23 protein-coding genes are annotated in these 25,560 nt (G+C 60.6%); 13 read left to right on the top strand and 10 right to left on the bottom strand.

Features of this window, described 5'->3' with window-relative positions; genetic code table 11:
- Both RBB32_RS03305 and RBB32_RS03310 read left to right on the top strand, forming a co-directional pair.
- Complete coding sequence (locus RBB32_RS03305) at positions 1-2,145, top strand: PqqD family peptide modification chaperone (RefSeq protein WP_306151258.1); 2,145 nt, start codon at positions 1-3, stop codon at positions 2,143-2,145.
- Positions 2,138-4,147: a translocase gene (locus RBB32_RS03310; protein ID WP_306151259.1), complete on the top strand. Its 2,010-nt coding sequence runs from the start codon at positions 2,138-2,140 to the stop codon at positions 4,145-4,147. The genes RBB32_RS03305 and RBB32_RS03310 overlap by 8 nt, the downstream gene beginning before the upstream one ends.
- Before the next feature lie 125 nt (positions 4,148-4,272).
- Here RBB32_RS03310 and cueR read toward each other — a convergent pair whose 3' ends face one another.
- Both cueR and RBB32_RS03320 read right to left on the bottom strand, forming a co-directional pair.
- Positions 4,273-4,674 carry a Cu(I)-responsive transcriptional regulator gene (gene cueR / locus RBB32_RS03315; RefSeq protein ID WP_306151260.1) on the bottom strand — a complete coding sequence of 134 codons (402 nt, stop codon included), beginning with the start codon at positions 4,672-4,674 and terminating at the stop codon, positions 4,273-4,275.
- A gap of 9 nt (positions 4,675-4,683) precedes the next feature.
- Complete coding sequence (locus RBB32_RS03320; protein ID WP_306151261.1) at positions 4,684-7,185, bottom strand: copper-translocating P-type ATPase; 2,502 nt, start codon at positions 7,183-7,185, stop codon at positions 4,684-4,686.
- Between the two features lie 248 nt (positions 7,186-7,433).
- On the opposite strand from RBB32_RS03320, the gene RBB32_RS03325 reads away from it, so the two are divergent.
- From RBB32_RS03325 to RBB32_RS03350, 6 genes are all read left to right on the top strand, one after another.
- Positions 7,434-8,045: a ribonuclease D gene (locus tag RBB32_RS03325; RefSeq protein ID WP_306151262.1), complete on the top strand. Its 612-nt coding sequence runs from the start codon at positions 7,434-7,436 to the stop codon at positions 8,043-8,045.
- A complete protein-coding gene (gene lptC / locus RBB32_RS03330) occupies positions 8,045-8,662 on the top strand; it encodes an LPS export ABC transporter periplasmic protein LptC (RefSeq protein ID WP_306151263.1) in 618 nt (205 codons plus the stop codon). Before RBB32_RS03325 ends, lptC begins: the two co-directional genes overlap by 1 nt.
- A 47-nt stretch (positions 8,663-8,709) precedes the next feature.
- Positions 8,710-9,159 carry an LptA/OstA family protein gene (locus RBB32_RS03335; RefSeq protein WP_306151590.1) on the top strand — a complete coding sequence of 150 codons (450 nt, stop codon included), beginning with the start codon at positions 8,710-8,712 and terminating at the stop codon, positions 9,157-9,159.
- A 3-nt stretch (positions 9,160-9,162) separates the two neighbouring features.
- Positions 9,163-9,921 (top strand): LPS export ABC transporter ATP-binding protein, encoded by a 759-nt coding sequence (gene lptB, locus RBB32_RS03340; RefSeq protein ID WP_306151264.1) that lies wholly within the window; start codon positions 9,163-9,165, stop codon positions 9,919-9,921.
- A 232-nt stretch (positions 9,922-10,153) separates the two neighbouring features.
- Entirely contained in the window at positions 10,154-10,717 is a 564-nt protein-coding gene (gene hpf / locus RBB32_RS03345) for a ribosome hibernation-promoting factor, HPF/YfiA family (protein ID WP_306151265.1), read from the top strand.
- A 51-nt stretch (positions 10,718-10,768) separates the two neighbouring features.
- Positions 10,769-11,233 carry a PTS sugar transporter subunit IIA gene (locus RBB32_RS03350; RefSeq protein WP_306151266.1) on the top strand — a complete coding sequence of 155 codons (465 nt, stop codon included), beginning with the start codon at positions 10,769-10,771 and terminating at the stop codon, positions 11,231-11,233.
- Between the two features lie 13 nt (positions 11,234-11,246).
- Here RBB32_RS03350 and RBB32_RS03355 read toward each other — a convergent pair whose 3' ends face one another.
- The 7 genes from RBB32_RS03355 to cysQ form a co-directional block, all read right to left on the bottom strand.
- Positions 11,247-12,677, bottom strand: a complete 1,431-nt coding sequence (locus RBB32_RS03355; protein WP_306151267.1) for a nodulation protein NodH — start codon at positions 12,675-12,677, stop codon at positions 11,247-11,249.
- A 6-nt stretch (positions 12,678-12,683) separates the two neighbouring features.
- Positions 12,684-14,384, bottom strand: a complete 1,701-nt coding sequence (locus RBB32_RS03360) for a beta-1,6-N-acetylglucosaminyltransferase (protein WP_306151268.1) — start codon at positions 14,382-14,384, stop codon at positions 12,684-12,686.
- Between the two features lie 17 nt (positions 14,385-14,401).
- Positions 14,402-15,388 (bottom strand): glycosyltransferase family 2 protein, encoded by a 987-nt coding sequence (locus RBB32_RS03365; RefSeq protein ID WP_306151269.1) that lies wholly within the window; start codon positions 15,386-15,388, stop codon positions 14,402-14,404.
- Positions 15,389-15,546: 158 nt separating this feature from the next.
- A complete protein-coding gene (locus RBB32_RS03370) occupies positions 15,547-16,569 on the bottom strand; it encodes a glycosyltransferase family 2 protein (protein WP_306151270.1) in 1,023 nt (340 codons plus the stop codon).
- A gap of 59 nt (positions 16,570-16,628) precedes the next feature.
- On the bottom strand, positions 16,629-17,522 hold the full coding sequence (gene galU, locus RBB32_RS03375; RefSeq protein WP_306151271.1) for a UTP--glucose-1-phosphate uridylyltransferase GalU: 894 nt from the start codon (positions 17,520-17,522) through the stop codon (positions 16,629-16,631).
- A 231-nt stretch (positions 17,523-17,753) separates the two neighbouring features.
- Positions 17,754-18,554, bottom strand: a complete 801-nt coding sequence (locus RBB32_RS03380; protein WP_306151272.1) for a 3-deoxy-manno-octulosonate cytidylyltransferase — start codon at positions 18,552-18,554, stop codon at positions 17,754-17,756.
- Complete coding sequence (gene cysQ, locus RBB32_RS03385; protein ID WP_306151273.1) at positions 18,554-19,351, bottom strand: 3'(2'),5'-bisphosphate nucleotidase CysQ; 798 nt, start codon at positions 19,349-19,351, stop codon at positions 18,554-18,556. Before cysQ ends, RBB32_RS03380 begins: the two co-directional genes overlap by 1 nt.
- A 138-nt stretch (positions 19,352-19,489) precedes the next feature.
- On the opposite strand from cysQ, the gene RBB32_RS03390 reads away from it, so the two are divergent.
- Together RBB32_RS03390 and RBB32_RS03395 are read left to right on the top strand one after the other, a co-directional pair.
- Positions 19,490-20,311 carry an ABC transporter permease gene (locus RBB32_RS03390; protein ID WP_306151274.1) on the top strand — a complete coding sequence of 274 codons (822 nt, stop codon included), beginning with the start codon at positions 19,490-19,492 and terminating at the stop codon, positions 20,309-20,311.
- On the top strand, positions 20,308-20,919 hold the full coding sequence (locus tag RBB32_RS03395; protein WP_306151275.1) for a COG3650 family protein: 612 nt from the start codon (positions 20,308-20,310) through the stop codon (positions 20,917-20,919). The genes RBB32_RS03390 and RBB32_RS03395 overlap by 4 nt, the downstream gene beginning before the upstream one ends.
- Before the next feature lie 14 nt (positions 20,920-20,933).
- On the opposite strand, the gene RBB32_RS03400 is transcribed toward RBB32_RS03395, so the two are convergent.
- Entirely contained in the window at positions 20,934-21,536 is a 603-nt protein-coding gene (locus RBB32_RS03400; protein ID WP_306151276.1) for an alpha-ketoglutarate-dependent dioxygenase AlkB, read from the bottom strand.
- A gap of 217 nt (positions 21,537-21,753) precedes the next feature.
- On the opposite strand from RBB32_RS03400, the gene dnaK reads away from it, so the two are divergent.
- The 3 genes from dnaK (at position 21,754) to rpsT (ending at position 25,422) form a co-directional block, all read left to right on the top strand.
- Complete coding sequence (gene dnaK, locus RBB32_RS03405) at positions 21,754-23,673, top strand: molecular chaperone DnaK (protein ID WP_306151277.1); 1,920 nt, start codon at positions 21,754-21,756, stop codon at positions 23,671-23,673.
- Positions 23,674-23,748: 75 nt separating this feature from the next.
- Positions 23,749-24,909 (top strand): molecular chaperone DnaJ, encoded by a 1,161-nt coding sequence (dnaJ, locus tag RBB32_RS03410; RefSeq protein ID WP_306151278.1) that lies wholly within the window; start codon positions 23,749-23,751, stop codon positions 24,907-24,909.
- A gap of 249 nt (positions 24,910-25,158) precedes the next feature.
- Positions 25,159-25,422, top strand: coding sequence for a 30S ribosomal protein S20 (gene rpsT, locus RBB32_RS03415; protein ID WP_306151279.1), 264 nt, complete (start codon positions 25,159-25,161; stop codon positions 25,420-25,422).
- Positions 25,423-25,560 lie beyond the last annotated feature (138 nt).

Here is a 25,560-nt window from a genome sequence, read left to right on the forward strand (position 1 = left end):
ATGGAGCGGTTCTTCTCGGATCGCTGGTATCGTGTGGCCGATCTCGCCCCTCGGCTGCGCGACGGGTTGCGCATTGAACGACAGCGCATCGGCGGGCTGGTTTTCTATGTCCTGTCCGACCCGCTGACCGGCCGGACCCACCGTGTCGATCCGGCGGGCGCATTGTTCCTGCGGTTTCTCAATGGCCGCCGCAGCGTGGCCGACATCTGGGATGAACTGATGGACCGGTTGGAATCCGAGGCCCCGTCGCAGGAGGACGTGGTCGACCTTCTGGCGGCCTTGCACCATGCCGACCTTCTGGATTCCCACGAGGCGCCGGACCTTGCCGAACTGGCCGAACGGCGGGGCAAGCAGGACCGCGCGTTGCTACGTCAGAACGTCATGGGGCCGATGTCGTTTCGCATTCCGCTTTTTGATCCCGATGCATTGATCCGGGCGACGTTGCCGTTGGTGCGGCCATTGGTTTCGGCGGCGGGTTTCGTGGCGTGGCTGGTGCTGATCACATGGGCCGGCGCCGGCGCACTTGCCGAGTGGCAGACCTTGAGTTCCGCCTTTGCCGATATGGTCTGGACCGCCTCCAGCTTCGCGATTATCGCCGTGACCTACGTCCTTATGAAGATACTGCACGAGTTCGGGCACGGCTGGACCGCGCGCCGCTTCGGCACCCCGGTGCACGAGTTCGGGATCATGTTCCTCGTCTTCATGCCCGTGCCTTACGTCGATGCCTCGGCCTCGGCGGCGTTACCGTCGCGGTGGCAGCGCGCGGCGGTGGCGCTGGCCGGGATCGTGGTCGAGACGACGCTGGCCGCGCTGGCATTTTTCCTGTGGCGCGACATGGAACCGGGGCCGCTGCGCGCCGCCCTTTACAACGTGATGCTGATCGGCGGTATCTCGACGCTCTTTGTCAACGGTAACCCGCTGTTGAAATTCGACGGGTACTTTGTGTTCTCGGATGTGATCGGCGTGCCCAATCTGGCCCAGCGGGCAACCAAGTGGTGGGGCGAAATGGTGCAGGCACGGCTTTTCGGCGCCGAAGGGGTGCGCCGGTCGCCCTCGACCCCCTATGAACGGGTGGTTTTCGCGATCTATGCGCCACTGGCCTTTGCGTATCGCGTGGTCCTGTCCATCACCATCGCCTTGCTGGTGTCGTCGATGCTGTTCATCGTCGGTGTGATCCTTGCCATCTGGTCGTTGACCCTGTCTCTGGGGCGGCCCGTGGGCAAGGCGCTTTGGCACCTTTTCACCGCGCCTGTCCTGCGTCCGGTGCGGGGCCGTGCATTGGCGGTCACGGGGGGCGTTACTGCCCTGATCCTCGGGGGGCTTTTCCTGTGGCCGACCCCGGATGTGACCCGCGCCACGGGCGTTGTCTGGATGCCGCCCGACGCTGCGCTGCGCGCGGAAGAACCCGGTCGTATTGACAGGGTCTTGGCCGCCGCCGGTGCCCGGGTGCGGAAGGCCGCGCCGATCGTGATGCTTGACAATCCCCTGGCCGAAACCCGGTTGGAGGCGCTGCGCTGGCGGGTTGAGGAATTGCGCCAGAGCGTGCGCCGCTACGAGGTGTCAGAGCCCGCCGCCGTCGTCATTGCCCGGCTGGAGCTTGAGGCCGCCCGTCGCAACCTCACCCGCGAGCGGCAAAAGCACGATGCGGCGCTGCTGAGGGCAGGGCGAACTGGGTATTTCCGGCCGGTGCGCCCGGTCGAAGACATGCCCGGGCGTTACGTCAAAGCCGGCGAATTGCTGGGTCATGTGCTGCCGGCCCGGGCGCGAAAGGTGCGGCTTGTGGTGACACAGGCCGATGTCGACGCGGTGGAGCGCGGGGTTCGCGCCGTCGAGATCGTTTTGCCCGGAACCGGCGGTGATGCGATGCCTGGAACGCTGCCACGGCCGGTCGAGGCTGGGGCCTTTCGCCTGCCGTCGCCGGCCTTGGGGCTGGGCGCGGGCGGGTCCATCGCCACGGACCCGTCCGACCGCGAGGGCCTGCGCAGCATGACCCGGCTTTTCCAGTACGAGACCGACCTGCCGCCAGAGAATGACGCCCCCTTCGGACAACGCGTTCACCTGCGCCTGATCCACGACGCAAGGCCCTTGGGGCTGCAGGCGCTTGATGCCTTGCGCCGCGGTTTTCTGGGGGGCTTCGATGTCTGACCGGGTGCTGGGGCGGGGGGCGATGCGCGGCGATTGGCTGTTCCAGCCGTACCCGCAACGCCGCGTGCCGGTGATGAACTGGACCGACCGTGTCCTGCGGGCAGGTGCGGCGCGGTTGGCCCTGGCCCTGCGCCCGCGCCGCCTGAGTGAACGGCGGCTGATCGCGGCAGTCGCGCGCGAGGTGGCCGATTGCGAGGCGCTTGAGGACGGTGCGTTGCGCGATGCCGCGCAGGCGCTCCGCCCCAGGCTCTTGCGTGAAGGGCTGGGTGGCGGTTCCCTGATCCGCGCTTTGGCGTTGGCGCGGGTGGCCACGACGCGGGAACTGGGCATCGCGCATCGCCCGGTTCAGGTGCTGGGCGCGGTTTTGTTGTTGCGCGGTCGGCTATTGGAAATGGGCACCGGCGAAGGCAAAAGTGCTACGGCACTGCTTGCCGCAAGCGTGGCGGCCTTGGCTGGGCTCTCGCCGCATGTCATCACGGTGAACGCCTATTTGGCGCGGCGCGACCGTGATGCCTTTGTCCCGGTTCTGGACCGGCTCGGGCTTAGTGCGGGGCTGGTCACCGGGGACCTGTCGCCCGAGGCGCGGCGTGTCGCCTACGCGGCGGATGTCACCTGGGTGGACAACAAGGAGGTGGCCTTCGACTACCTCAAGGATCGGCTTGCGGCGGGGCGCGCGCGGTCTGCCGCCCGCAGCACCCTGCGCCGGGCCTATGGTGCTGCCGACGATCCGGGCGCGCTGGTGGCGCCACCGATCCTTGACGGGCTGCGCTTTGCTATAGTGGACGAGGCCGACAGCATTTTCGCCGACGAGGCGGGCACCCCGCTGATCATCTCGGCCACCTCCGGCCCCGAGGACCCCGAGCAGTACCTGCGCGCGCTCGATCTGGCCAGCCGTCTGACGGCGCTGCAAGATTTCGTCTTGGTCGAAGACGAACGTCGGGCCCGGCTGACACCGGCTGGCAAGGCCCGTCTGGCCAAGGCCTGCGCCCCGTTCACCGGGATCTGGCAAGTGGCCAGAGCGCGCGAAGACCGCGTGCGACAAGCGCTGGCCGCACGATACCTTTATCTTCGCGATACGCATTACATCGTCGCCGAGACAGAGGATGGCCCGGCCATCCATATCGTCGATGAATTCACCGGCCGCACGATGCCCGACCGCAGTTGGGAAGGCGGACTGCACCAGATGATCGAGGTCAAGGAAGGGCTGGTGCCGACCGCCCCGAGGCAAACCATCGCGCGCATCACCTATCAGCGCTTCTTCCGTCAGTACCTTCGGCTTTCGGGGATGACGGGCACGGGCCTCGAAATTGCGCCCGAAATGCACACGTTCTTTGATCTGACGACCGTTCCGGTGCCGCCGCACCGTCCATCGCGGCGGCGCCATCTGGGCCTGCGCTGCCTGCCTGATGAAAAGGCGGCACATCGGGCGGTGGGGGCGCGCGCCGCCGACATGGCCGCGCGGGGGCGCGCGGTTTTGATCGGCACGCGCACGGTGGCCGCGTCCGAATCCTTGTCAAAGGTCTTGGGCCAACAGGGCGTGGCGCACCGGGTGCTCAATGCCCGGCAGGATGCAGGCGAGGCAGAGTTGATCGCCGAGGCCGGTCAGGCGGGCCGCGTCACCGTGGCCACAAACATGGCCGGGCGCGGCACCGATATTCCCTTGGGGCCGGGCGTGGCCAAGGCGGGCGGGTTGCACGTGATCCTGACCGGGTATCACGAAAGTCGGCGCATCGACCGGCAACTTTATGGCCGCGCCGGACGACAGGGCGACCCGGGTTCGACCGAGGATATCGTGGCCCGCGACGACCCGCTTTTCGCGCGGTTGGTGCCGCGCCTTCAGGCGGTGTTGCGTCCGCTGCCCGACCGTATGGCGGTTGCCCTCTTGCGGCGGGCGATGCAATGGCGCGCCGACCGTACGGCAGCCGCCCGGCGGCGCGATACCGTGGCCGCCGAAACCCACGAGGCCCGCGCCATGGCCTTCGCCGGGCGCGAGCATGGCTAGCGGCGGAAGGCTTCGTGCAAGAAAGCCAGGGGAAAGACCGTACAAGAACAAACTGGAAAACCAAAAGGCAATGGTCTCATGTTTCTTCCGGGCATTACTTACCCGATATTCTGGCGCCAGGTCCGCTAGGCCGGATCGGCGCGTGCGGTTGCCAGATCGGCCAGTATCGGGCAGTCGGGCCGGTCATCCCCGGCGCAGGCCTGGACAAGATGCGCCAAAGTTCGTCGCATCGCCTGAAGCTCGGTTATCTTCGAGTCGATCTTTTCCAGATGTTCCTCGGTGATGTGTTTGACGTCGGCGCTTGCGCGGTCCTTGTCTTCGTAAAGGGCAAGCAGGTCCCGGCAATCCTCAATCGAAAACCCCAGTGAGCGCGCCTGCCCCAAGAACCGCAGTTTGTGCAGGTCATTCTCCGAAAAATCGCGATAGCCATTGGTCCCGCGATCCGGTTGAATCAGGCCGATATCCTCGTAATAGCGGATGGTTTTCGCCGGAAGCCCCGCGTGCTTGGCGACATCTCCGATATTCATGATGGCCTCCTATTCCGCTGGGGCAGGTTCAAGGGCTGTGGTGTTACCGGCGTCATCTGCCCCGGTTTCCTGCACCGCTTTCATGCGCTTGAGACGCAGCGCATTGGACAAAACAAAGACCGAAGACAGCGCCATGGCCCCGGCCGCCAGCATCGGTGACAGCAAAACACCGAAGGCCGGATAAAGCGCCCCGGCGGCCACGGGGATCAGCGCCGCGTTATAGCCAAAGGCCCAAAAGAGGTTCTGTTTGATATTCCGCATCGTCTGGCGCGAAACTTCGACGGCATTGACGATCCCCTGCAAATCGCCCGACATCAAGACCACATCGGCGCTTTCGATGGCCACGTCGGTGCCGGTGCCGATGGCCACGCCAATATCGGCATGGGTAAGGGCCGGGGCATCGTTGATCCCGTCACCCACGAAGGCCACGCGCCGCCCGCCCTCACGCAGACGGTCAAGCGCGGCGACCTTGCCATCGGGCAGGACATCGGCCACCACCTGATCAATACCCACATCCTTGGCAATCGCCTTGGCGGTGCTTTCCTTGTCACCGGTGATCATCGCCACATGCAGGCCACGGGCGTGCAGGGCCTTGATGGCGGCGGCGCTGGTGGCTTTCACCGGGTCCGAGACCGCCAGAAGGGCGGCCAACTGGCCGTCGATTGCCGCGAACAGCGCGGTGCGGCCCTTGGCCGACAGGCTAGTTTCCGTCTCGGCGAGCGGGGCAGGGTCAACACCTTCCCGCTCCATCAAACGCCGCGCGCCGACCAGAACGTCGTGCCCGGCCACCTTGGCGCGCACGCCATAGCCGGTGATCGATTCAAACGTTTCGACACCGGGCAGGGCCTTGCCTTCGGTTGCGCGGGCAATGGCCTGTGCAATGGGATGTTCCGATTGCGCCTCGACCGCGCCGACAAGGCGCAAGACCTCGCCACGCTCAAACCCGTCTACCAATTCCAGATCGGTCAGATCGGGCCGCCCTTCGGTCACCGTGCCGGTTTTGTCCAGCGCCACCACATCGACCGTCGCCAACTGCTGCAGCGCATCACCCTTGCGGAACAGCACGCCCAGTTCCGCCGCGCGCCCTGTCCCCACCATGATCGAGGTAGGCGTGGCCAAGCCCATGGCACAGGGGCAGGCGATGATCAGAACCGAAACCCCGGCCACAAGCGCCAGCGTCAGCGCCGGATCAGGCCCAAGGATCAACCACACAACCACCGTCAGAACGGCCAGGGCCAGAACCGCAGGCACGAACCAAAGCGTGATCTTGTCCACCATGCCTTGGATCGGAAGTTTGGCACCCTGCGCCTCTTCGACCATGCGAATGATCTGGGCCAGCGTGGTATCGCGGCCCACCCGCGTGGCGCGGAACTGCAAGCTGCCTGCGCCATTCACGGTGCCGCCTGTCACCTCGTCGCCGGGGGATTTTTCCACCGGGATCGGCTCACCCGTGATCATGCTTTCATCTACGTGGGCGCTGCCCTCGGTCACCTCGCCATCCACGGCAATCCGCTCACCCGGGCGGACCAGAATCACGTCACCGACCGCGATCTCGGCAATATCGACGTCGTTCGGCGTGCCGTCACGGATCACCCGCGCCGTGCGCACCTGCAAGCCCATGAGCTTGCGAATGGCCGCACCGGTACGCCCCTTGGCACGGGCCTCCAACGACCGGCCAAGAAGGATCAGCACGACAATCACCGCCGCCGCCTCGAAATACACCGCGCGCATCCCTTCGGGCAGCAACCCGGGCAGGAAAGTCGCGACACAGGAATACAGAAAGGCCGCCGAGGTGCCGACTGCCACAAGGCTGTTCATATCCGGCGCGCCCTTGAAAAGCGCGGGAAAGCCCTTGGCATAGAAAATTCGCCCCGGCCCGATCAGGACAAGGGAGGTCAGGACAAACTGCAAGATCCAACTTGTCTGTTGGCCGATGGTCGCGTTGACGAACTGATGAAACGCGGGAAAGACATGCCCGCCCATTTCGATGATGAAGACCGGCAGGGTAAGCGCCGCCGCAATGGCGGTTTTGCGGAACAAATCCCGCGCTTCGGTGCTTTTGCGTTCGCTTGCCTCTTCGGTGGCGTGGTCCTCACTTGCCGCGGTCGCCGGATAGCCCGCCTCGCGCGCGGCGGCCATAAAATCGCCCACCGTCGCCACACCTTGCACAAATCGCACTGTTGCCGTTTCCGAGGCAAGGTTCACGTTGACGTCCAAGACCCCGTCCACGGCCTCAAGCGCCTTGTCCACCCGCCCCACGCAAGAGGCACAGGACATCGACTCGACATTCAATACAACAGTTTCGGTGCGCGCCGGATAACCCGCCTCGTCCAGGGCGGCGACGGCATCCGAAAGCTGCCCCCCCTCGGTCAGGTCAAACTGTGCCCGCTCGTTGGCAAGGTTGACCGACACGTTTTCGACCCCCGGCGTGGCGGTCAAGGCGCGTTCGACGCGGCCCGTACAACTGGCACAGGACATGCCCTCGATATTCAAAGTTACACGGCGCGACATGGTGGACCTCCTTCATCGTCCACCCTCACATAAGGGTTCCAGTTACAGGAAGGTCAAGGCCTGATGCGGGCCATATGATACGGTTGGCCTGACATTGGGCAGATTCCCCCTTCATTTGCGCGCCTGCCTGCCGCAAAAAGCACCTTGAACCCCGAATCGCATGGCATACTTGCCCCATTGTGGCATGGCCCTACACGACGTGATCCAAGATAAGGGCCAACAGAAGCGGCCCGCCAAGGAAAGACAACATGGCAAACCACCTTTACAAGAATGACCTTCCCGATGGGCTTGACCTGGGGCCGGTCGTGGCAATCGACTGTGAAACCATGGGCCTTAATCCGCACCGTGATCGGCTATGCGTGATCCAGATGTCTGGCGGCGATGGCAACGCTCATCTTGTTCAGGTCGAAAAGGGCCAGACCGAGGCGCCCAACCTTTGCGCCATGCTGGAAAACCCCGATGTGCTGAAGCTGTTTCACTTTGGCCGCTTCGATATCGCGGCGATGTACAACGCCTTTGGCGCACTGACCGCGCCGGTCTATTGCACCAAGATCGCCAGCAAACTGGTCCGCACCTATACCGACCGGCACGGCCTCAAGAACCTGCTGCAAGAGCTGCTGAACGTGGATGTTTCCAAGCAACAACAATCCTCGGACTGGGGTGCGCCTGACCTGACCGATGCACAGCTTGACTATGCGGCGTCGGATGTTCTTTACCTGCACCGCCTGCGCGATGAGCTTGACCGCATGCTGGCCCGCGAAGGCCGCAGCGAAATGGCGCAGGCCTGTTTCGATTTCCTGCCAATGCGTGCCAAACTCGATCTGGCCGGCTGGCCCGAGATCGATATTTTCGCGCACTGATGATGACGGGCGCCGACAATTTCCATTCGCGCCTTGTGGCCTGGATGAAAATCATCCTGCCATTGATCGCGCTTGGCCTGTTGTCGACGCTTTTCCTGATCTCCCGCAACGTCGATCCAACAAAGAATGTCGCGATCACCGGGATCGACCTTGAACAACGGGCCGATGATCTGGGGGCGACCAACCCGTCATTTGCCGGGGTGACCAACCGGGGGGATCAGGTCTCGATCCGCGCCAGGCAAGCCAAGCCCAATGCCCAAGATCCCGAACACCTGTTGGCAGAAACCGTTACTGCAAAGTTACGCCTGACATCCGGCACGGTGATTGATATCACATCGAACCACGCCGAAATGCATCAAGGCAGGCTTACCGCCAATCTTGAGGGTGATGTGCATGTGGTCACCACCAACGGCTATGATCTGACGACACAGAAGCTCGATACCCGGCTCGATAGCCTTTATGCCGAGACACCGGGCCCCGTGCAGGGGGCGGCACCTGTCGGCACGATCGAGGCCGGGCGCATGCGTCTGGACACCGACAAGACGACAGGTGAGGCACATTTACTTTTCACCGATGGGGTCAAGCTGTTATACACTCCGCAAAATCCTGAGGAATAAACCCTGTGTCCCGATTTCCACGGCTTGCCGTCTTCCTGTTGTTTGTCATGCTACCGGTGCATTTGTCAGCCCAAGGCGCACAAGTGGCATTTGGCAATACACAGCAGAATTCAAACCTGCCGGTCGAGGTGACCGCCGAAAACCTGGACGTCAATCAGGCCGATGGCACGGCGGTTTTCACTGGAAATGTGCTGATCGGGCAGGGCGAGATGCGCCTTTCGGCGCCTCGCGTTCTGGTCGTCTACAACGAGGATCAAAGCCGCATCAGGCGGCTTGAGGCCACCGGCGGTGTAACCCTCGTCAGTGGCGAAGACGCCGCCGAAGCGCGGCAGGCCGATTACAACATGGACAACGGCGTGATCGAGATGCAGGGCGATGTCTTGTTAGTTCAAGGTCCGCAAGCCCTGACAGGTGACCGTATGTATGTCGATACCCGCGCCGGAACGGCCCGCGTCAGTGGCCGGGTCAAAACCATCCTTCAGCCCTCCGAGAATTGAACGATGGCCAAGCCCGAGCTTCATATCGCCCATGAAAACAACGGGCTTCAGATCAAGAACCTGCGCAAAAGCTATAACAAGCGCGTGGTGATCCGCGACGTCTCGCTTGACCTCCAACAGGGTGAAGTCGTGGCGCTTCTTGGCCCCAACGGCTCGGGCAAGACGACCACGTTTTATGCCATCGCCGGGCTGATCTATCCCGAAGGCGGGCATGTCCTTCTGGATGGGCGCGACGTGACGACCCTGCCGATGTATCGCCGTGCAAAGATGGGCGTGGGGTACTTGCCGCAGGAAATGTCGATCTTTCGCGGCCTCTCGGTCGAAGATAACATCATGGCGATCCTCGATATCTCGCAGCCCGACCGCCACAAGCGGCGCGAACGACTGGAAGAATTGCTGTCGGATTTTTCGATTGAACACCTGCGCCGCGCCCCCGCCCTCGCCCTGTCAGGGGGGGAACGGCGCCGAGTGGAAATTGCCCGCTGTCTGGCCGCCGATCCGAAGTACCTATTGTTGGACGAACCCTTTGCCGGGGTCGATCCGATTTCGGTGGGCGATATCCGGCACCTTGTTGCCGATCTGAAAAAGCGCGGTATCGGGGTCCTGATCACCGATCACAACGTTCGCGAGACCCTCGAAATCGTCGACCGGGCCTATATTTTGCATGACGGCAAGGTGCTTATGTCCGGCAGCCCCTCCGAGGTGGTGGAAAACGAAAACGTGCGCCGCGTCTACCTTGGTGATAGTTTCCGTATCTCCTGAGGCAGATCACGACAACTGTCATTCGAATGTCATTGACAAGACCTCGCCAAAGGGCCTCAAATAGGGGTATGACATTTGATATCTCCGTGCCGACTTCGCAAATGGCTCCATTGTCAGGGCCAAGTCAGTGGCAGACTGATCAAATGTCGTGGTTCCACATCCGAAGCTGAATTTTGCAAGCGCACCAAGGCGTCTATGCAGGGATTCGGAGTGTTCAAATGAAGGAGAAAAGATGCGTTACCAAATCAGTGGAAAGCAAATCGATGTTGGCGAAGCCCTCCAAACTCACGTCAAGACGGAACTGGGCGAAGCGGTGGCCAAATATGCCGAAAGGCCCACTGACGCGCATGTCATCTTTTCCAAAAGCGCCAGTGAATATGTCTGTGAATCCATCGTGCACCTGTCCACGGGTCTGACCGCGCAGGCCAAGGCGCATGCGCATGAAATATACGGCGCATTCGACAAATGCTGCGAGAAAATGGAAAAGCAGCTTCGGCGGTACAAGCGCCGATTGAAAGACCACCACCGCGAACGCGCGCAGCCGGTTGAAGTCTTGGGCGCATCCTCTTATATCCTCGCCTCGGAAAGCGAGGATGCGGAATCAGAGCCTGAAAACCTGCAACCCGTGATCGTGGCCGAGATGGAAACCAGAATTCCTTCTCTTTCGGTTGGCGAGGCGGTCATGCAGATGGAACTGGCCGAGGCACCCGTTCTTGTTTTTCGGAACGAAAAAAACAACGGGTTGAACGTGGTGTACCGCCGCGACGATGGAAACATCGGCTGGATCGATCCGTAAATCAGGAAGCACGGCGCGTCTGCGCCAACCTGTCGGAGCGACGCTGAACAGATGGAAATGTCAATGATCCTCAAGCCTGAGGCCGTCCGCGTACTGTCTGCTGCATCCAGCAAAAAGCGCCTGCTCCATGAGCTTGGCGGTATTGCCGAGGCCGCCTACGGTATCGACCATGCCGCGGCTGTCGAAGCCTTGCAGGAACGTGAAAGCCTTGGGCCCACGGGTGTGGGCCATGGTGTCGCCCTTCCACACGCGCGGATCGACGGCATCGACGAGGTCGTCGGCGCCTTCGTCACCTTGGAAAAGCCGGTGGATTTCGATGCCGTCGATCGGCAGCCCGTCGACTTGGCGTTCGCCCTTTTCGCGCCGCGGGACGCGGGTGTTGAACACCTCAAGGCATTGGCGCTGGTCTCGCGCACCCTGCGCGATCCTTCGGTCTGTGCGAAACTGCGCTCCAACAGCGATCCGGCAACGCTCTATACCATCGTTACCGAAGCTCAGGCCGTGCAGGCGGCCTGAGTCACAAAGCGGGTCAACCGCCCCATTTTCCAAATCCGAACATCATGTAATCGCGCTGGTAAACGCCTTTTGCCAGGGCTTCGAGGTCCTCGTCATAGATTTCGGACAAGGCAAAGGGGATGTCGTCTTGCGCCTTGGCCGGGCGCGGTGGCTTGGCATATCCCACCTGCTTGGCAAGCACTGGCAAAAGTGTGTCCATTTCGTCCTCGCGGATAATCATATCCGGCAGGGCAAACTCCCCCATCCCCTGCATGACCGAGGTTTGCGAGGCCCAATGGGCGTCGATCCTGATCCCGGTCTGCCCGGCAAGATTGGCCTTCAGAAACTCCAGAAAGGCACCGAAAGCCGCGCGATGGGCGCGCCGGTCGTAATCGGCCTCGGGATTGCCACCGGGAATCGGCAGCTTGTGGAAATTGCGCAGGGTCTTTCGGATATCCGAAAAGGTGCCCGGCCCCCGCATCAATATCCGCGTGCAAAACACGTGATGCGCGCGCGCCAAGGGGTGGCGCAACACGGTAAAGCTGCGGTGCTTGCGGTTGCGCCGCTTCCACTGTCGCAGGCCCTTCTGTTGCATCTTGGTGGGCAGGGTTTCCTCGGGCACACCATCCAAGGCCGCCATCCACGCCCGCACTTCGGCCTCGGGGCCGGCGCGCATCGGCATGTATAGAATGGGGGCCTTGGCCCCCGTCACATAGCCCGGCACACCGGGGCCGCGGCGCGGTTCGAAATTCGGGGTCCGCGTCAGGTTGAAGGGGTCCAACCCTGACAGGCTGCGCTCCATCTCGTCAAAGTTTGAAACCTTGTCCTCAAGTCCGCTTGGGTTTTGTTTCTTGAGCGATCCATCCAGCGTCTCAAGCTGTTCATCGCTGCCCAGAAACCGCGCCAGGCCATTGATCACATCAAGGTTCTGCAAATCTTCATAGGCCACGTAAAACGCCGTCTGACCGGTGGTTTGCAGCCGGTTCAAAAGCATCACCTGAAATTCCTGAAGCCGCCCGACATGTTTTTGAAACTCCTCGCCGTCAAAGGCGATCTTGCTGTCCTTGCGGCGCTTGACGTTGGTCAGCTTCCATTGCCCCGTGGCCTGCGCGATCTTCCAGCTCACATAGCTGTCCACCGGATTGCGCGTCAGCACGATCTTGGCACAGCGCGGATCGTCCAAGGTGATATCCAGAACGCGCTGATCATGGTTATTGAAAAACCGAAAGCCGCCCATGCCGTCGGAATGTTCCTTGATAGTGTTGATCAGGCGGGCCGGATCGGCATCTCGCATATCCTGCGTGACGCCCAGTATCTCGGTTCTGTTCGGATAGCCGATGAAATGCGGGTTGAATGCCTCGCCATGGCATTGAAAGCCGTCAAAGGCGTTCAGGTTGCTTTCCAGAAAGTTCGATCCGGTGCGCATTTCGGCGAACACCACGAAATAGTCAAAGGGGCCAGACATGCGGGATCATTGCACCAGATAGGGTTTCGGTTTGTTTTGCTGCGGTTCATGCGGGTCGTGCGCCACCGGGAAATCGCCCATCAAATAGGGGTGCATCCCTTGGTTCTTGAGGTTTTGAAGGAATTGCCCGAACCCGCTCAGGTCCGACATGCGCGGAACCTCGGACAGCCCGCGCAGGTTTTGCTGGCCGATCTCGTCGATAATTGTCTGCAACGGCTCCATCGGGGCCTCGATGAATTCGGCCATGGTCCAAATGCGCACCCGCGCTTTCGTCCAAGGCGAGCGCAGAACCTCCAAATGCTTGCTTTCGGTCTGTTGCAGGCGCGCGGCCTCCTGCCGGATGTCCGAGAAATTGGCGTTGGACTTGAACAGCGGCACGGCCCAAGCACCGGTAATCACCGAGATTTGCGCATTGGGGTCTTTTGCAATATACCATTCGATCTTCTTGACATGGTCGCGCGGCCCCATTTGAAAGCATTGCCTTTCGCCGCGTGTGTTCCAGATCAGGCTCGTCAAAAAGGCCCGCGGGTTGTAATCGCGCAGGCTCGCACTGTCGCTGAGGGCCCCGTTCATAACCGTCTGTCTTTCCGAAAACTCGGCGCGCCCGGGGGCAAAAAGATGGCCGTGTACGCGTGTTCCTGTGGCCTTCGCCAGCCAGGTCTCGAAATTCTCAAAGAGGTCACTGAAGCCTTCGAACACCGAATACTGCGCGCAGGTCAGGCCGTTCTCGCGTCCTTCCACCGGAAAGCGGCTTTGCATCAAAAGGCCGGGCCGTCCGCGCGTCCGCCGTTCAACCGCCTTTGCGAAAATGCGGTCGATCTTGCCGGGGTTCGGTTCGGTCTGCTTCATCGCGCCGGCCTTGTCGGTCAGGAAGGCATCGTAAAGCCGGTTGGCAAAAGGCCATATCTTGCGCGCCACGAAACAATCGGACCGGCGCAAAAGCTGTAGGTGATCGTCGTAAAAGATATGCGGTTTACCCTGGTAATCGAACTTCGACAGGGTCAGGGAACGGCTTTCGATCTGCCGCGAATATTGTCGCGCCAGCGTCTGGAAATAGCTTTCATCGGGAATCCACACCGTTTTGAAATAACGGTCATAGGTCTCGCGTTCGGGGTCCGACAGAATGGCCGACAGGGTTTGCCGGGTCAGGCACCACCATTGGCTTCCCATGTGCGGGACAATGCCATTCGGGATACGTCGCTTGTACCCGACGGCACGTTGCAGCGCGACGTAGCGGTCAAACAGATAGCGATGCTTGCGCCATGAAAACGGGAACCGCAGGGTGAACCTTTCTTGGTCAAGCCCGCCGATTGTCCAAGGCACATCCGCGGTGGTTGCGGATTCGATGAAATCGGTTTGGGGCCGCTCGGCTAGGTAATCGATCAATTCCTGCACCGGGCGCAACGGCAGGCACGAACCGGAGGCAAGGTAAACATGCCGCACATCGGGAAATTGATCCAACATCAATTGCGATGCACTCTGCGTCGCCGCCACAAGGCCCCAAGTGCCCCACTCACAGCGATGCCGCTTGGAAAAGCGAACATCCGGCAAATTCGACAGTGATTTCACAAAGGCATCATAGGTGGCTTTGGGTACGGATTTATCCGCGTGGATCACCAAGGGGCACCCGGCGGCGGCCCAATGGCGCGCCACCTGCTCGGCCCTGTCAAAGGCCGTATGCACCAGCATGACAATCCCGACACTCACCCGTGACCGCCCTTTCCTCAAGCCCAGTTTCCCTTGGACATCAGCCCAAGAATTTCCAATTGACGCCAGTTTATATATTTCTCCGACCATTTGCACCAAAGGTCGGGGTTGTCGCGCAGACTTTCGGCATAGGCCTTGTATTCCATGCTTGCCGCGTAATGCTGTCCGCGTTCCAACTCTTCTTCCGCCTTGGCGGTAAAGGTATCCAGAAACTTGGTGTGAAGAAGGATGCCGCTGGCTTTCTCGCCGCCCCATTCGTCATACGTCAGGTTCAGGCCACGCGGCAAAACCATGTGGGTCGAACTGACATAGGCGTTTCGCTTGTCCCATTTGATCAGCGGTGTCTTGTTCAGGGCCGGGGCCTTCTTTGGATTTTCGCGAAAGAAAACCCGCGCCCTCGGGCCACCTTGAATCCACAGGTTGCCAAAGGCCTTGTTCTTCTCGATCACGTAATTGCCCGGATCAAACCACGCCGCGATCTCAAGCGGGTCTTGCCCAAGCCGATAGGGCACCGCGTCGATCCGGCCCTTGGGATACATATCCAACAACATCGCGCCAAAGGATCGCACCTGCGAGGTATCCAGCCAATCGGTCAACGCCCGGATGGGGCGGGTGTCACAGAACGGGTAGATAAAGAATTCATCCGGATCGACAACAAGCGTCCAATGTCCATGGCCGTATTTCCCTTGAAGCCAGTTCAGCCAATCAACACCGAAACGCGCCTTCTTGTAGCTGGCCTTAGTCGTCCAGAGCGAGACATCCTCCTGTCCCGCAAGGTATTCGCGCCCGCCGTCCTGGCTGTTGTTGTCGACCATAATGAAATGCGACACGCCCAGATCACGGTAGTATTTCATGAAATAGGGCAGGCGCACGTATTCGTCGCGGAAGGTCGAGAACAAAAGAACATCGCCCGGTTTGATCTTGCTGGTGCGGTTTTGCACCGGCAACAGCGAAAAATGTTTTCGCCATGCGCGCACCTTGGCGCGCCTACGCTTCAGCCGCATGCGATATGATTGCAACGGCCGCACCGGTTACCCCCTGCCTTTCGCCATGTTTGTCATGCTCGACTCTACCCCGCCAAACCTTAACACAATCTCGTTCTCTATTGAAAACAAACCCTGTTTTTGATCTGGATTGTTTATCGTTTTGAAACCGCCTGCCGTCAAATCCAATTTCCCTTTGACATCAACCCCATGGCTTCAAGCTGCCGCCAACTGATGTACTTGGTCGATGCCCCGCACCACAGATCGGGGTCTTCGATAAGGCTGTCGTAGTAGGTGTCGTAAAGATCGCTGTTCGCGAAATGCTCACGGCGTCGTTTTTCTTCGGCAGACTTGTCCACGATGACATTCAGGAACTTGCTGTGCATCAAGATACCCGAGGCCATCTCGCCACCGTCTTCGGCATAGACATGGTTCAACCGGCGCGGCAGCAGGGAATGCGTGGAACTGACATAGGCAAACCTGCGGTTCCACCGGACCAGCGGTATTTTCCCCATGGTCGGTGCGCGGCGCGGCTCGTCCCCAAAAAAACACCGCGCCCGCACGCCGCCCTGAATCCACAGGTTTTGCAAATCCGGCTTGCGTTGGATCATGTAATTGCCGCCATCGAACCAGCACAGCGCCGAAAACGGATCATCGCCCGGGTGATAGGCATGCTCGCTCAATCGGCCCTTTGGATACATATCCAGCATCAGCGCCCCGAACGAATCCCGGCCCTCCCGCTCAAGCCAATCGGTCAATGCGGGTAAGGGCCGGGTGTCGTGATGCGGATAGATGAAAATCTCGTCGGCATCCAGGGTCAGGCACCAATGCCCATGACCATGCCGCGCCAAAAGGGCGGTCAACCAATCCATCCCGAACCGCGACAGCTTGTAACTGTGCGGCGTGCCCCAAAGCGAGACGTCGGGTTGCCGGGCCAGAAACTCGGGCGTGCCATCGTTGCTGTTATTGTCCACGAACAAAAAATGCGCCACGCCCAAACGCCGGTGATGCTCAAGGAAATAGGGCAGGCGAACCATCTCGTTTCGAACCGTCACCGCCGCCAGGATATCCCCCTTGGCAATCTGGTCGGTGCGATTGATCACGCTGCGAAGCTGAGGGCGTTTGCGCAGCGCGCGAAACAACAGGCGGCGGCGTTTCCACCGCAGCCTGTAAGCCAGTATCGGATCGTTCAAAACCGCCATGGTGTTCCGTGTTCAGCCTTCGGCCCGTTCACGCAAAACACCCCGATTGCGGCTGGCGCTTATTGGGCTGCCTTCCGTGCATGAACCACGTCATTCAGATAGGCCCAAAGATCGTCGCGCAGATCGTCGCGGTCCAGGGCGAAGGCAACTGACGCCTGCAGGAACCCGGCCTTTGAGCCACAATCGAACCGCTGGCCCTCGAAGCGAAAGCCATAGACTTCCTCGCCGCTTTCGCGGGCCTCGTCGATGGCATCGGTCAGTTGGATTTCGCCACCCGCCCCCGATTTCTTCTTGTTGAGGTTGCGCAGGATCTGCGGCGTCAGGATATAGCGCCCGATCACGGCAAGGTTCGACGGGGCGGTCCCCTTCTGCGGCTTCTCGACCATGCCCTTGGTCGAAACGATCCGGCCCATGTCCTCCTTGATGTCCAGCACACCATAGGATGAGGCCTGATCGTCGGAAACTTCCATCGCGGCAACCATGTTGTTTTGGGTCTCCTCGTAGGCCTCGACCATCTGCGCAAGACAGGATTGCTCGGCGGCGATCACATCGTCGGGAAGGATCACGGCAAAGGGTTCATTCGCGATCAAGCGCCGCGCGCACCAAACCGCATGTCCAAGGCCAAGGGGCTTGTGCTGCCGCATATAAGCCACTTCGCCGCTGTCCATGTTGGTGTTTTTCAGGATCTCAAGAAGTTCATCCTTGCCCTTCTTGCGCAATTCCTGTTCCAGCTGCGGCGCGCTGTCAAAGTAATCCTCAAGCGCGCCTTTGCCGCGCGAGGTGACAAAGATGAATTCCTTGATCCCTGCCTCGCGGGCCTCGTCGATGGCATATTGCACCAAGGGGCGATCGACCAGGGTCATGATTTCCTTGGGCACCGATTTGGTCGCCGGCAGGAACCGTGTTCCCAAGCCCGCCACGGGAAAGATCGCCTTCGTTACCTTGCTTCGCATTCTACCTGTTCCTCGTTCACATACCGTTTAACGGAGATCTTTGTCCTCACCCTCAATGATTAGGACCGAAAGGTGAAGAAATTTAGGTGCAAATTGTAGTTTTTTTGGGGAAATTGGCCCATAAACCACGCTTCTGGATTGTACTGACGCGTTCCGCCTTTAACCCGGTCCATCAGCGAAAGGCGAAGCGCGTGTATCGCTTGGCTTTTGACCTGCATTTCGCGCACCGCTTCAGGGCATGCCCATTTCTGACATCATGGCCTCCAGTCGCGGCACGTCTTCGGGGTTGTTCAACTCCCAAAACTGTCGTCCGCGCGATTGCACTTCAACACACAGGATACGCCGCCCGCGTTCAAGAAAGCGAAGTTGCTCCAACCCCTCAAGGCCCTCCAGCGGGCCGGCCTGCCACGTCGGATAGTGTGACAGGGCATCGGGGCGATACGCATAAACGCCGACGTGATGGAACACGGGCGTTTCATCGGTATCTGCATAATACGACCCGGTATAGGGGATGACCTCTTTCGAGAAATACAGCGCATGCCCCCCCGTGCCGAAAACGGCGGTCGTGCCGCCGACACGGCCATTCGCCCGATCTTCCAGGAACCCGTTCAGCGCCCGACCGTCACAGCGCAAGACCGGTGTGGCAAGGTCGGCCTGGTCGTCCTCGCGAAGACCGCGCACAAGATCCTCGATAAACCAATGCGGGGTCAGCGGGGCATCGCCCTGCAAATTCACCACGATCTCATACCCGCCGCCCAGCGCCTCATGCGCCTCGGCACAGCGTTCCGTTCCGTTGGCGCAGGCCTCCGAGGTCATGACAACCTCGGCGCCAAAGGCCGCGCAGGCGGTCTTGATACGCGCGTCGTCGGTGGCGACAACCACACGCTCCACATCCGCAACACCCTGCGCGGCCTCCCACGAACGGCGGATCAGGCTTTTCGACTCGCCGGTTGCCCCGCGCAACTCGGCAAGCGGTTTGCCGGGATAGCGGGACGAGGCATAGCGGGCGGGAATGACAACCAGAACCGACATTACGCCGATTTCAACTCCACCGAAGGCGAATAGGCAATGAAGAACGGGTTGGCATAACCTTCCTTGCCATAGGTCAGCGGGCTGTGATCATCGAAACGCACCACGCGACCGCCCGCGCCATGCAACACCGCATGGCCTGCGGCGGTATCCCATTCCATCGTGCGCCCGACCCGTGGATAGACATCCGCCTCGCCTGTCGCGATCAAACAGAACTTGAGCGACGACCCCGCGCTTTTCATGTCCTTGACGGCATATTTGTTGATGTAATCCTCGGTGGCCTGATCGCGGTGCGATTTGCTGGCCACCACCATCAGGGCGCTGTTATCGGCATTCGACACCTCGATCGGGTGCACAACCCCCATGGTATCGGCAACAAAGGGGGCCACTTCTTCCGCCGAACGGCCATCCGCCAGCGTCAGGAACATCCGCTCGCGCGCCGGGGCATAGACAACCCCCCGGGTCGGCACGCCGTTTTCCACATAAGCAATATTGACCGTGAAATCGCCGCGCCGGTTGATGAATTCCTTGGTGCCATCCAAAGGATCGACAATCAGGAAGGTCTCGCCGGTCATGCTGTGCGAATTGGCCTGCTCTTCGGTGATCAAAAGCACATCGGGAAATTCGGCGCGCAATCCCGCCGAGATCAGGGCATCGGCGGCCTCATCGGCCTCGGTGACCGGGCTGTCATCCGATTTAACCTTCACGTCGAAATCGTCGGAATTGTAAATTTCCATGATCCTGTCGCCTGCCTCCAGGGCCAAGCGGCGCATCACGGCCACAAGTTTTTCGTAATCCAATGTCACTCTCCGATAGTCTAATGGCGCGGTAAAAACTCCGCATATTGCGAGATTGCCTGCCGCCCCTTATGATACTTGGGTAACCGGACAGCAAGAAATCCGTGCAATAAATCCAGCAGGCAGCCGGGCAGCGACGACATGTTCCAGAACGTTAGGCCAAAATCCAAGCTTCATTCGGCCATCGCGCTGGTCGAATTGATCTATCACGCCACCGTTCGAAGCGTTCGGAAATCCCATGGCAACGCGCTTTGGGCGCTGGGCAGCAACATGATGCAGGCGGTTATTTTCGTCATGGCCTTCTATGTCATGTTCTCGATCCTCGGCCTGAAGGGCGCGCGCCTGCGCGGTGACTTCCTGCTTTACATGATGTCCGGCATTTTCCTGTTCATGACCCATGTGAAAGCGCTCGGGGCTGTCGTCGGGGCGGAAGGGCCGTCATCGCCGATGATGCAGCACGCGCCGATGAACACCATCATCGCGATCGCCTCCACGGCACTGGCCTCGCTTTACATTCAGGTCCTGTCGATGGCGATGATCCTGTTTGTCTACCACGTGGCTGTCACCCCGTTCGAGGTGGACGAGCCCCTGGCGGCCATCGGCATGCTTTTGCTGTCATGGTTCGCGGGTGTGGTGATCGGCCTTTGCCTGCTGGCGATCAAGCCGTGGTTTCCAACGGTCGTGGGAATCTTCACCACCGTCTACCAGCGCGTCAACATGATCGCCTCGGGCAAGATGTTCGTGGCCAATTCCCTGCCGCCCTCCATGCTTGCCATGTTCGACTGGAATCCGCTTTTCCATACCATCGACCAATGCCGCGGCTTTACGTTCGGCAACTACTTTCCACGCAATTCTTCATGGGAATACCCGCTTTACGTAAGCCTTGCCTTGCTCATGATCGGGTTGATGGGCGAATTCTATACCCGGCAATACGCCTCAAGCAGCTGGAACGCCCGCCGATGATCCGCGTCCTTACCTTTCTGCTGTCACTCTTGCTGCCTGCTGTGACCTGGGCACAAACCTACCCGGCACTCTACGATGTGTCTGGCGTAGCGGCCGATGATGTTCTCAACGTCCGCGACGCACCCGCTGCTTCGGGGAAGGTGGTCGGAACCCTCGCCCCCGGCGCCACGGATATCGAAGTGATCCGCGTGCAAGGGAACTGGGCGCAGGTCAACACGAATGAGCGGTCGGGTTGGGCGTCGCTGTCGTTTCTTGCGCGACAATCCGGGCAGTCCGACGATGCCTTGACCGGTCAGGTTAGCTGCTTCGGGACCGAACCGTTTTGGGGCATGTCGATCCATCCCGACGGGGCACAATTTGAATGGATCGGCGAGGCCCCAATCACCTTTGACAGCTACCAAAGCGTGGCGACACCGGGTGTTCTGGGCAAATTCGCGCGGCTTTACACCGGTCGATCGCGCACCGGCGCCTTGCTTCTTGCCAGCACGCGCCTCTGCTCTGACGGGATGTCCGACCGCACTTATGGCCTTGCCGCTGACCTGACGATCTTTCCCTTCATCGGGCAGCCGACCCATTACACCGGCTGTTGCACTCTCGCGCCCAACTGACCCCCACCAAAGGATCAATCCACCACCCGGCATGTCAGGTTGATTCGTCCGCCCTTCTCCAAAAGGCTGGAGGATCCTGACCTGATTTTATCCACCCCGTGATAGGTCAGCCGCGCGTCGCCCCCCATCACCACCACGTCGCCCGACCGAAGCCAGATGGATTCGGTCTTGCCGCCGCGCGTCTGGTTGCCGATCCGGAAAAGCCCCTCATCGCCAAGCGACACCGACAGCACCGGCCAGGAAAAATCCGCCTCGTCGCGATCCTGGTGCATGCCCATCCGCGCGCCCTCGCCATAGTAGTTCACAAGGCAGCAATCGGGCGCGCGTTCGTCACTCACCAGCTTGCGCCAAATGTCCTGAACCCGCTCGGGAATCGGTGGCCAATCGGCACCATCGGGATGCTGCGTGACATAGCGATAGCCGCGCCTGTCCGACATCCAGCCATATTTGCCCGCCGATGTCATCTTGACCCGCATCGGCTTGCCATAAGGCGTCATCGGCGAAAACATCGGTGCCTGCGCTGCAACGGCGCGCAAATCCCCGACCAGGCCCGCCTGCGCATCTGCGTCCAAAAACCCGCGATAAATGCGGAATCCACGTATTTCCAGAATATCCATGCCGCTCACCATGCCAGATTCGCTTAAAATCCGCCCGCGATTAACCGCAAAATTGCAAATTCCGGGTAGCCCAAGCGCTTGCAGGCTCCGTGACCCCTGCCTATATACGCCACGAAGCGCGGTACGGGCGATGCCCTCCGCCTCGAAACCGGGGGCCTGATGCCGAAACGGGTCGGGCGTCCGCACAATCGCCTTGAGACAGAAGGGATCGAAAAACATGTCCAAAGTCATTGGTATTGACCTCGGCACCACCAACTCCTGCGTTGCTATCATGGACGGTAGCCAGGCACGGGTGATCGAGAACTCCGAAGGGGCGCGTACCACGCCCTCCATCGTGGCCTTCACCGAAGATGAACGCCTCGTCGGCCAATCCGCCAAGCGGCAGGCCGTGACCAACCCCGAGAACACCGTCTTTGGCGTCAAGCGCCTGATCGGTCGTCGCAATGACGACAGCGATCTTGCCAAGGACAAGAAGAACATGCCGTTCAACGTCATCGACGGCGGCAACGGCGATGCATGGGTCGAAGCCCGCGGCGAGAAATATTCGCCCAGCCAGATCTCGGCTTTCATCCTCGGCAAGATGAAAGAAACCGCCGAGTCTTACCTTGGCGAAGAGGTGACGCAGGCCGTCATCACCGTGCCCGCCTATTTCAACGACGCCCAGCGTCAGGCCACCAAGGACGCCGGCAAAATCGCCGGCCTCGAAGTGCTGCGCATCATCAACGAGCCGACCGCGGCCGCGCTGGCCTATGGCCTCGACAAGGAAGATACCCACACCATCGCGGTCTATGACCTTGGCGGCGGTACCTTCGACGTGACCATCCTTGAGATCGACGATGGCCTCTTCGAGGTGAAGTCGACCAACGGCGACACCTTCCTTGGCGGTGAAGACTTTGACATGCGCATCGTCAACTACCTCGCCGATGAATTCAAAAAGGAAAACGGCGTCGACCTGACCAAGGACAAGATGGCCCTCCAGCGCCTGAAAGAAGCCGCCGAGAAAGCCAAGATCGAACTGTCCAGCAGCTCGCAAACCGAGATCAACCAGCCGTTTATCTCGATGGGTTCGGACGGTCAGCCGCTGCACATGGTCATCAAACTGACCCGCGCCAAGCTGGAAAGCCTTGTGGGCGACCTGATCAAATCCTCGATGAAGCCTTGCCAGGCCGCATTGAAGGACGCGGGCCTTGCCGCCAACGAAATCGACGAGATCGTTCTCGTCGGTGGTATGACCCGTATGCCCAAAGTGGTCGAGGAAGTGACCAAGTTCTTCGGGAAAGAGCCGCACAAAGGCGTCAACCCCGATGAGGTCGTCGCCATGGGTGCCGCCATTCAGGCCGGCGTTCTGCAAGGCGACGTCAAGGACGTTGTCCTGCTCGACGTGACCCCGCTGTCGCTTGGTATCGAAACTCTGGGCGGTGTCTTCACCCGCCTGATCGACCGCAACACCACGATCCCGACGAACAAAAGCCAGATCTTCTCGACCGCCGAAGACAACCAGGGCGCCGTGACGATCCGCGTGTTCCAGGGTGAGCGTGAGATGGCCGCCGATAACAAGCTTCTGGGTCAGTTCAACCTCGAAGACATCCCGCCGGCACCGCGCGGCATGCCCCAGATCGAGGTGACCTTCGACATCGACGCCAACGGCATCGTTTCGGTTTCCGCCAAGGACAAGGGCACCAACAAGGAGCAGAAGATCACGATCCAAGCCTCCGGTGGCCTGAGCGACGAAGACATCGAGAACATGGTCAAGGAAGCCGAGGAAAACGCCGAGGCCGACAAGGAGCGCAAGGAACTGGTCGAGGCCAAGAACCAGGCCGAAAGCCTGGTCCACTCGACCGAGAAATCGCTTGAAGAACACGGCGACAAGGTTGATCCGACCACGGTTGAAGCCATCGAATTGGCCGTGGCCGCGCTCAAGGATGACCTCGAAAAGGATGATGCGACCGCTGACAAGATCAAAGGTGGCATCCAGAACGTGACCGAGGCCGCCATGAAACTGGGCGAGGCGATCTACAAGGCCCAAGCCGAGGAAGGCGAAGACGGCCCCGCCGCTTCGGATGACGCGGCTGGCCCGGCCGACGATGATATCGTCGACGCCGACTTCGAGGACCTCGACGACGACAAGCGCTCGTAAGGCGCCTGACGGGACCAACGGGGCCGGTCCGATCCTTGGGCCGGCCCCGCGTGTTCCATAAAAAGGAGATCCCCGATGGCCAAACGCGACTATTACGAAGTGCTTGGGCTTTCCAAGGGCGCCTCGGCCGACGAGATCAAGAAAGCCTACCGCAAGAAGGCCAAGGAACTTCACCCCGACCGCAACAAGGACAACCCCGACTCCGAGGCGCAGTTCAAGGAAGCGGGCGAGGCCTATGATGTTCTGAAGGATCCCGAAAAGAAAGCCGCCTATGACCGCTATGGTCATGCCGCTTTCGATGGGGGCACCGGCGCGGGCGCGCGACCGGGCGGTGGCTTTGGCGGGCATCCCGGTCAGGGCGATTTCGCCTCGGCCTTCTCGGATGTTTTCGATGATCTCTTCGGTGATTTCATGGGCGGCGGGCGTGGCCCGGGCGGGCGGCAACGCGCCGCGCGTGGCTCGGACCTGCGCTACAACCTGCGCGTCACTCTGGAAGAGGCTTTTGGCGGCCTGCAAAAAACCATCAACGTACCCACTTCGGTGCAATGCGATGCCTGTGACGGCTCAGGCGCCGAAGGCGGTGCCGAACCCACCACATGCCCCACCTGTTCGGGCATGGGCAAGGTACGTGCGCAACAAGGATTCTTTACCGTTGAACGCACTTGCCCCACTTGCTCTGGGCTGGGCCAGATCATCAAGAACCCCTGCAAAACCTGCCATGGGCAAGGCCGCGTTGAAAAAGACCGCGCGCTCAGCGTGAACATCCCCGCCGGGGTCGAAACCGGCACCCGTATTCGCCTTGCCGGCGAGGGTGAGGCCGGGATGCGTGGCGGTCCGCCGGGCGACCTCTATATTTTCATCGAGGTTTCGCCGCACGAGTTGTTCGAACGCGAGGAAAGCAACCTGTTCTGCCGCGTTCCCGTCTCGATGACCACCGCCGCCCTTGGTGGCGATATCGAGGTGCCCACCATCGACGGTGGCCGCAGCCGGGTGAAGATTCCCGCTGGCTCTCAATCGGGCCGCCAGATGCGCCTGCGCAACAAGGGCATGCCCGCCCTGCGCGGCGGTGGTGCGGGCGATATGTTCATCGAACTGGCTGTGGAAACCCCGGTTAACCTGACCGGCCGCCAGAAAGAGCTTCTGCGCGAGTTCGAGCAGATGTCGGAGGATAACAACCCCGAAAGCAAAAGCTTTTTCTCTTCGGTCAAAAGCTTCTGGGATTCGATGAAATCCTGATCCGGAGGCCGCACAACGAATCGAAAACCCCAAAAGGCGCGCGTTCATCGCGCGCCTTTTTCACATTCGATGTTTCGCCCTTCGGCAATTCTCGTTTGCAATCGTGGCAAACTGTTGTATAGGCGGGCGTCATACATGCGCGTGCGGCCCGCTCTGGCCAGAATCACCCCGGTTGATGCAATGCCGGTTCGGGTTGTCCACGTGCACCACAGTTAACAGACAGAACCCGAAACAAAGGTTTGATTCAAAATGGCAAATACGCCCCAGTCCAAAAAGCGCGCCCGTCAGAACGAACGCCGCTTCGCCGTCAACAAAGCCCGCCGTTCGCGCATCCGTACCTACCTGCGCAATGTCGAAGAGGCCATCGCCTCGGGCGATAAGGACGCCGCCCAAAACGCCCTGCGCGTCGCACAGCCCGAGCTGATGCGCGGCGTCTCGAAAGGCGTCTTTCACAAGAACACCGCATCGCGCAAAATCTCGCGTCTCGCGGCCCGCGTGAAGGCCCTCGGCTAAATACAAGCCTAAGCTATTGAATTCAAAAGACGCCCCATTCCTGTGGCGTCTTTTTCCGTGTCCGGGTCTACCCAAAGGGATAGAGATTCTTTTTCACCAAACACAGAGTCAAGCGCTAAGAACAGTTGCCGCAGCACC

The organism is Roseovarius sp. MMSF_3281, from assembly GCF_030733685.1.
In the GTDB taxonomy this organism is placed as follows: domain Bacteria; phylum Pseudomonadota; class Alphaproteobacteria; order Rhodobacterales; family Rhodobacteraceae; genus Roseovarius.

Bases quoted from the DNA above. Each gene is read 5' to 3' on its own strand.
- RBB32_RS03355 (WP_306151267.1), bottom strand. From the start codon at position 12,677: ATGTCTGGCCCCTTTGACTATTTCGTGGTGTTCGCCGAAATGCGCACC.
- RBB32_RS03335 (WP_306151590.1), top strand. From the start codon at position 8,710: ATGCTACCGGTGCATTTGTCAGCCCAAGGCGCACAAGTGGCATTTGGC.
- RBB32_RS03395 (WP_306151275.1), top strand. From the start codon at position 20,308: ATGATCCGCGTCCTTACCTTTCTGCTGTCACTCTTGCTGCCTGCTGTG.
- rpsT (WP_306151279.1), top strand. From the start codon at position 25,159: ATGGCAAATACGCCCCAGTCCAAAAAGCGCGCCCGTCAGAACGAACGC.
- hpf (WP_306151265.1), top strand. From the start codon at position 10,154: ATGCGTTACCAAATCAGTGGAAAGCAAATCGATGTTGGCGAAGCCCTC.
- dnaK (WP_306151277.1), top strand. From the start codon at position 21,754: ATGTCCAAAGTCATTGGTATTGACCTCGGCACCACCAACTCCTGCGTT.
- lptC (WP_306151263.1), top strand. From the start codon at position 8,045: ATGATGACGGGCGCCGACAATTTCCATTCGCGCCTTGTGGCCTGGATG.
- RBB32_RS03390 (WP_306151274.1), top strand. From the start codon at position 19,490: ATGTTCCAGAACGTTAGGCCAAAATCCAAGCTTCATTCGGCCATCGCG.
- lptB (WP_306151264.1), top strand. From the start codon at position 9,163: ATGGCCAAGCCCGAGCTTCATATCGCCCATGAAAACAACGGGCTTCAG.
- RBB32_RS03310 (WP_306151259.1), top strand. From the start codon at position 2,138: ATGTCTGACCGGGTGCTGGGGCGGGGGGCGATGCGCGGCGATTGGCTG.
- RBB32_RS03350 (WP_306151266.1), top strand. From the start codon at position 10,769: ATGGAAATGTCAATGATCCTCAAGCCTGAGGCCGTCCGCGTACTGTCT.
- cueR (WP_306151260.1), bottom strand. From the start codon at position 4,674: ATGAATATCGGAGATGTCGCCAAGCACGCGGGGCTTCCGGCGAAAACC.
- RBB32_RS03370 (WP_306151270.1), bottom strand. From the start codon at position 16,569: ATGGCGGTTTTGAACGATCCGATACTGGCTTACAGGCTGCGGTGGAAA.
- RBB32_RS03365 (WP_306151269.1), bottom strand. From the start codon at position 15,388: ATGCGGCTGAAGCGTAGGCGCGCCAAGGTGCGCGCATGGCGAAAACAT.
- dnaJ (WP_306151278.1), top strand. From the start codon at position 23,749: ATGGCCAAACGCGACTATTACGAAGTGCTTGGGCTTTCCAAGGGCGCC.
- RBB32_RS03305 (WP_306151258.1), top strand. From the start codon at position 1: ATGGAGCGGTTCTTCTCGGATCGCTGGTATCGTGTGGCCGATCTCGCC.
- RBB32_RS03325 (WP_306151262.1), top strand. From the start codon at position 7,434: ATGGCAAACCACCTTTACAAGAATGACCTTCCCGATGGGCTTGACCTG.
- RBB32_RS03400 (WP_306151276.1), bottom strand. From the start codon at position 21,536: ATGGATATTCTGGAAATACGTGGATTCCGCATTTATCGCGGGTTTTTG.
- RBB32_RS03320 (WP_306151261.1), bottom strand. From the start codon at position 7,185: ATGTCGCGCCGTGTAACTTTGAATATCGAGGGCATGTCCTGTGCCAGT.
- galU (WP_306151271.1), bottom strand. From the start codon at position 17,522: ATGCGAAGCAAGGTAACGAAGGCGATCTTTCCCGTGGCGGGCTTGGGA.
- RBB32_RS03380 (WP_306151272.1), bottom strand. From the start codon at position 18,554: ATGTCGGTTCTGGTTGTCATTCCCGCCCGCTATGCCTCGTCCCGCTAT.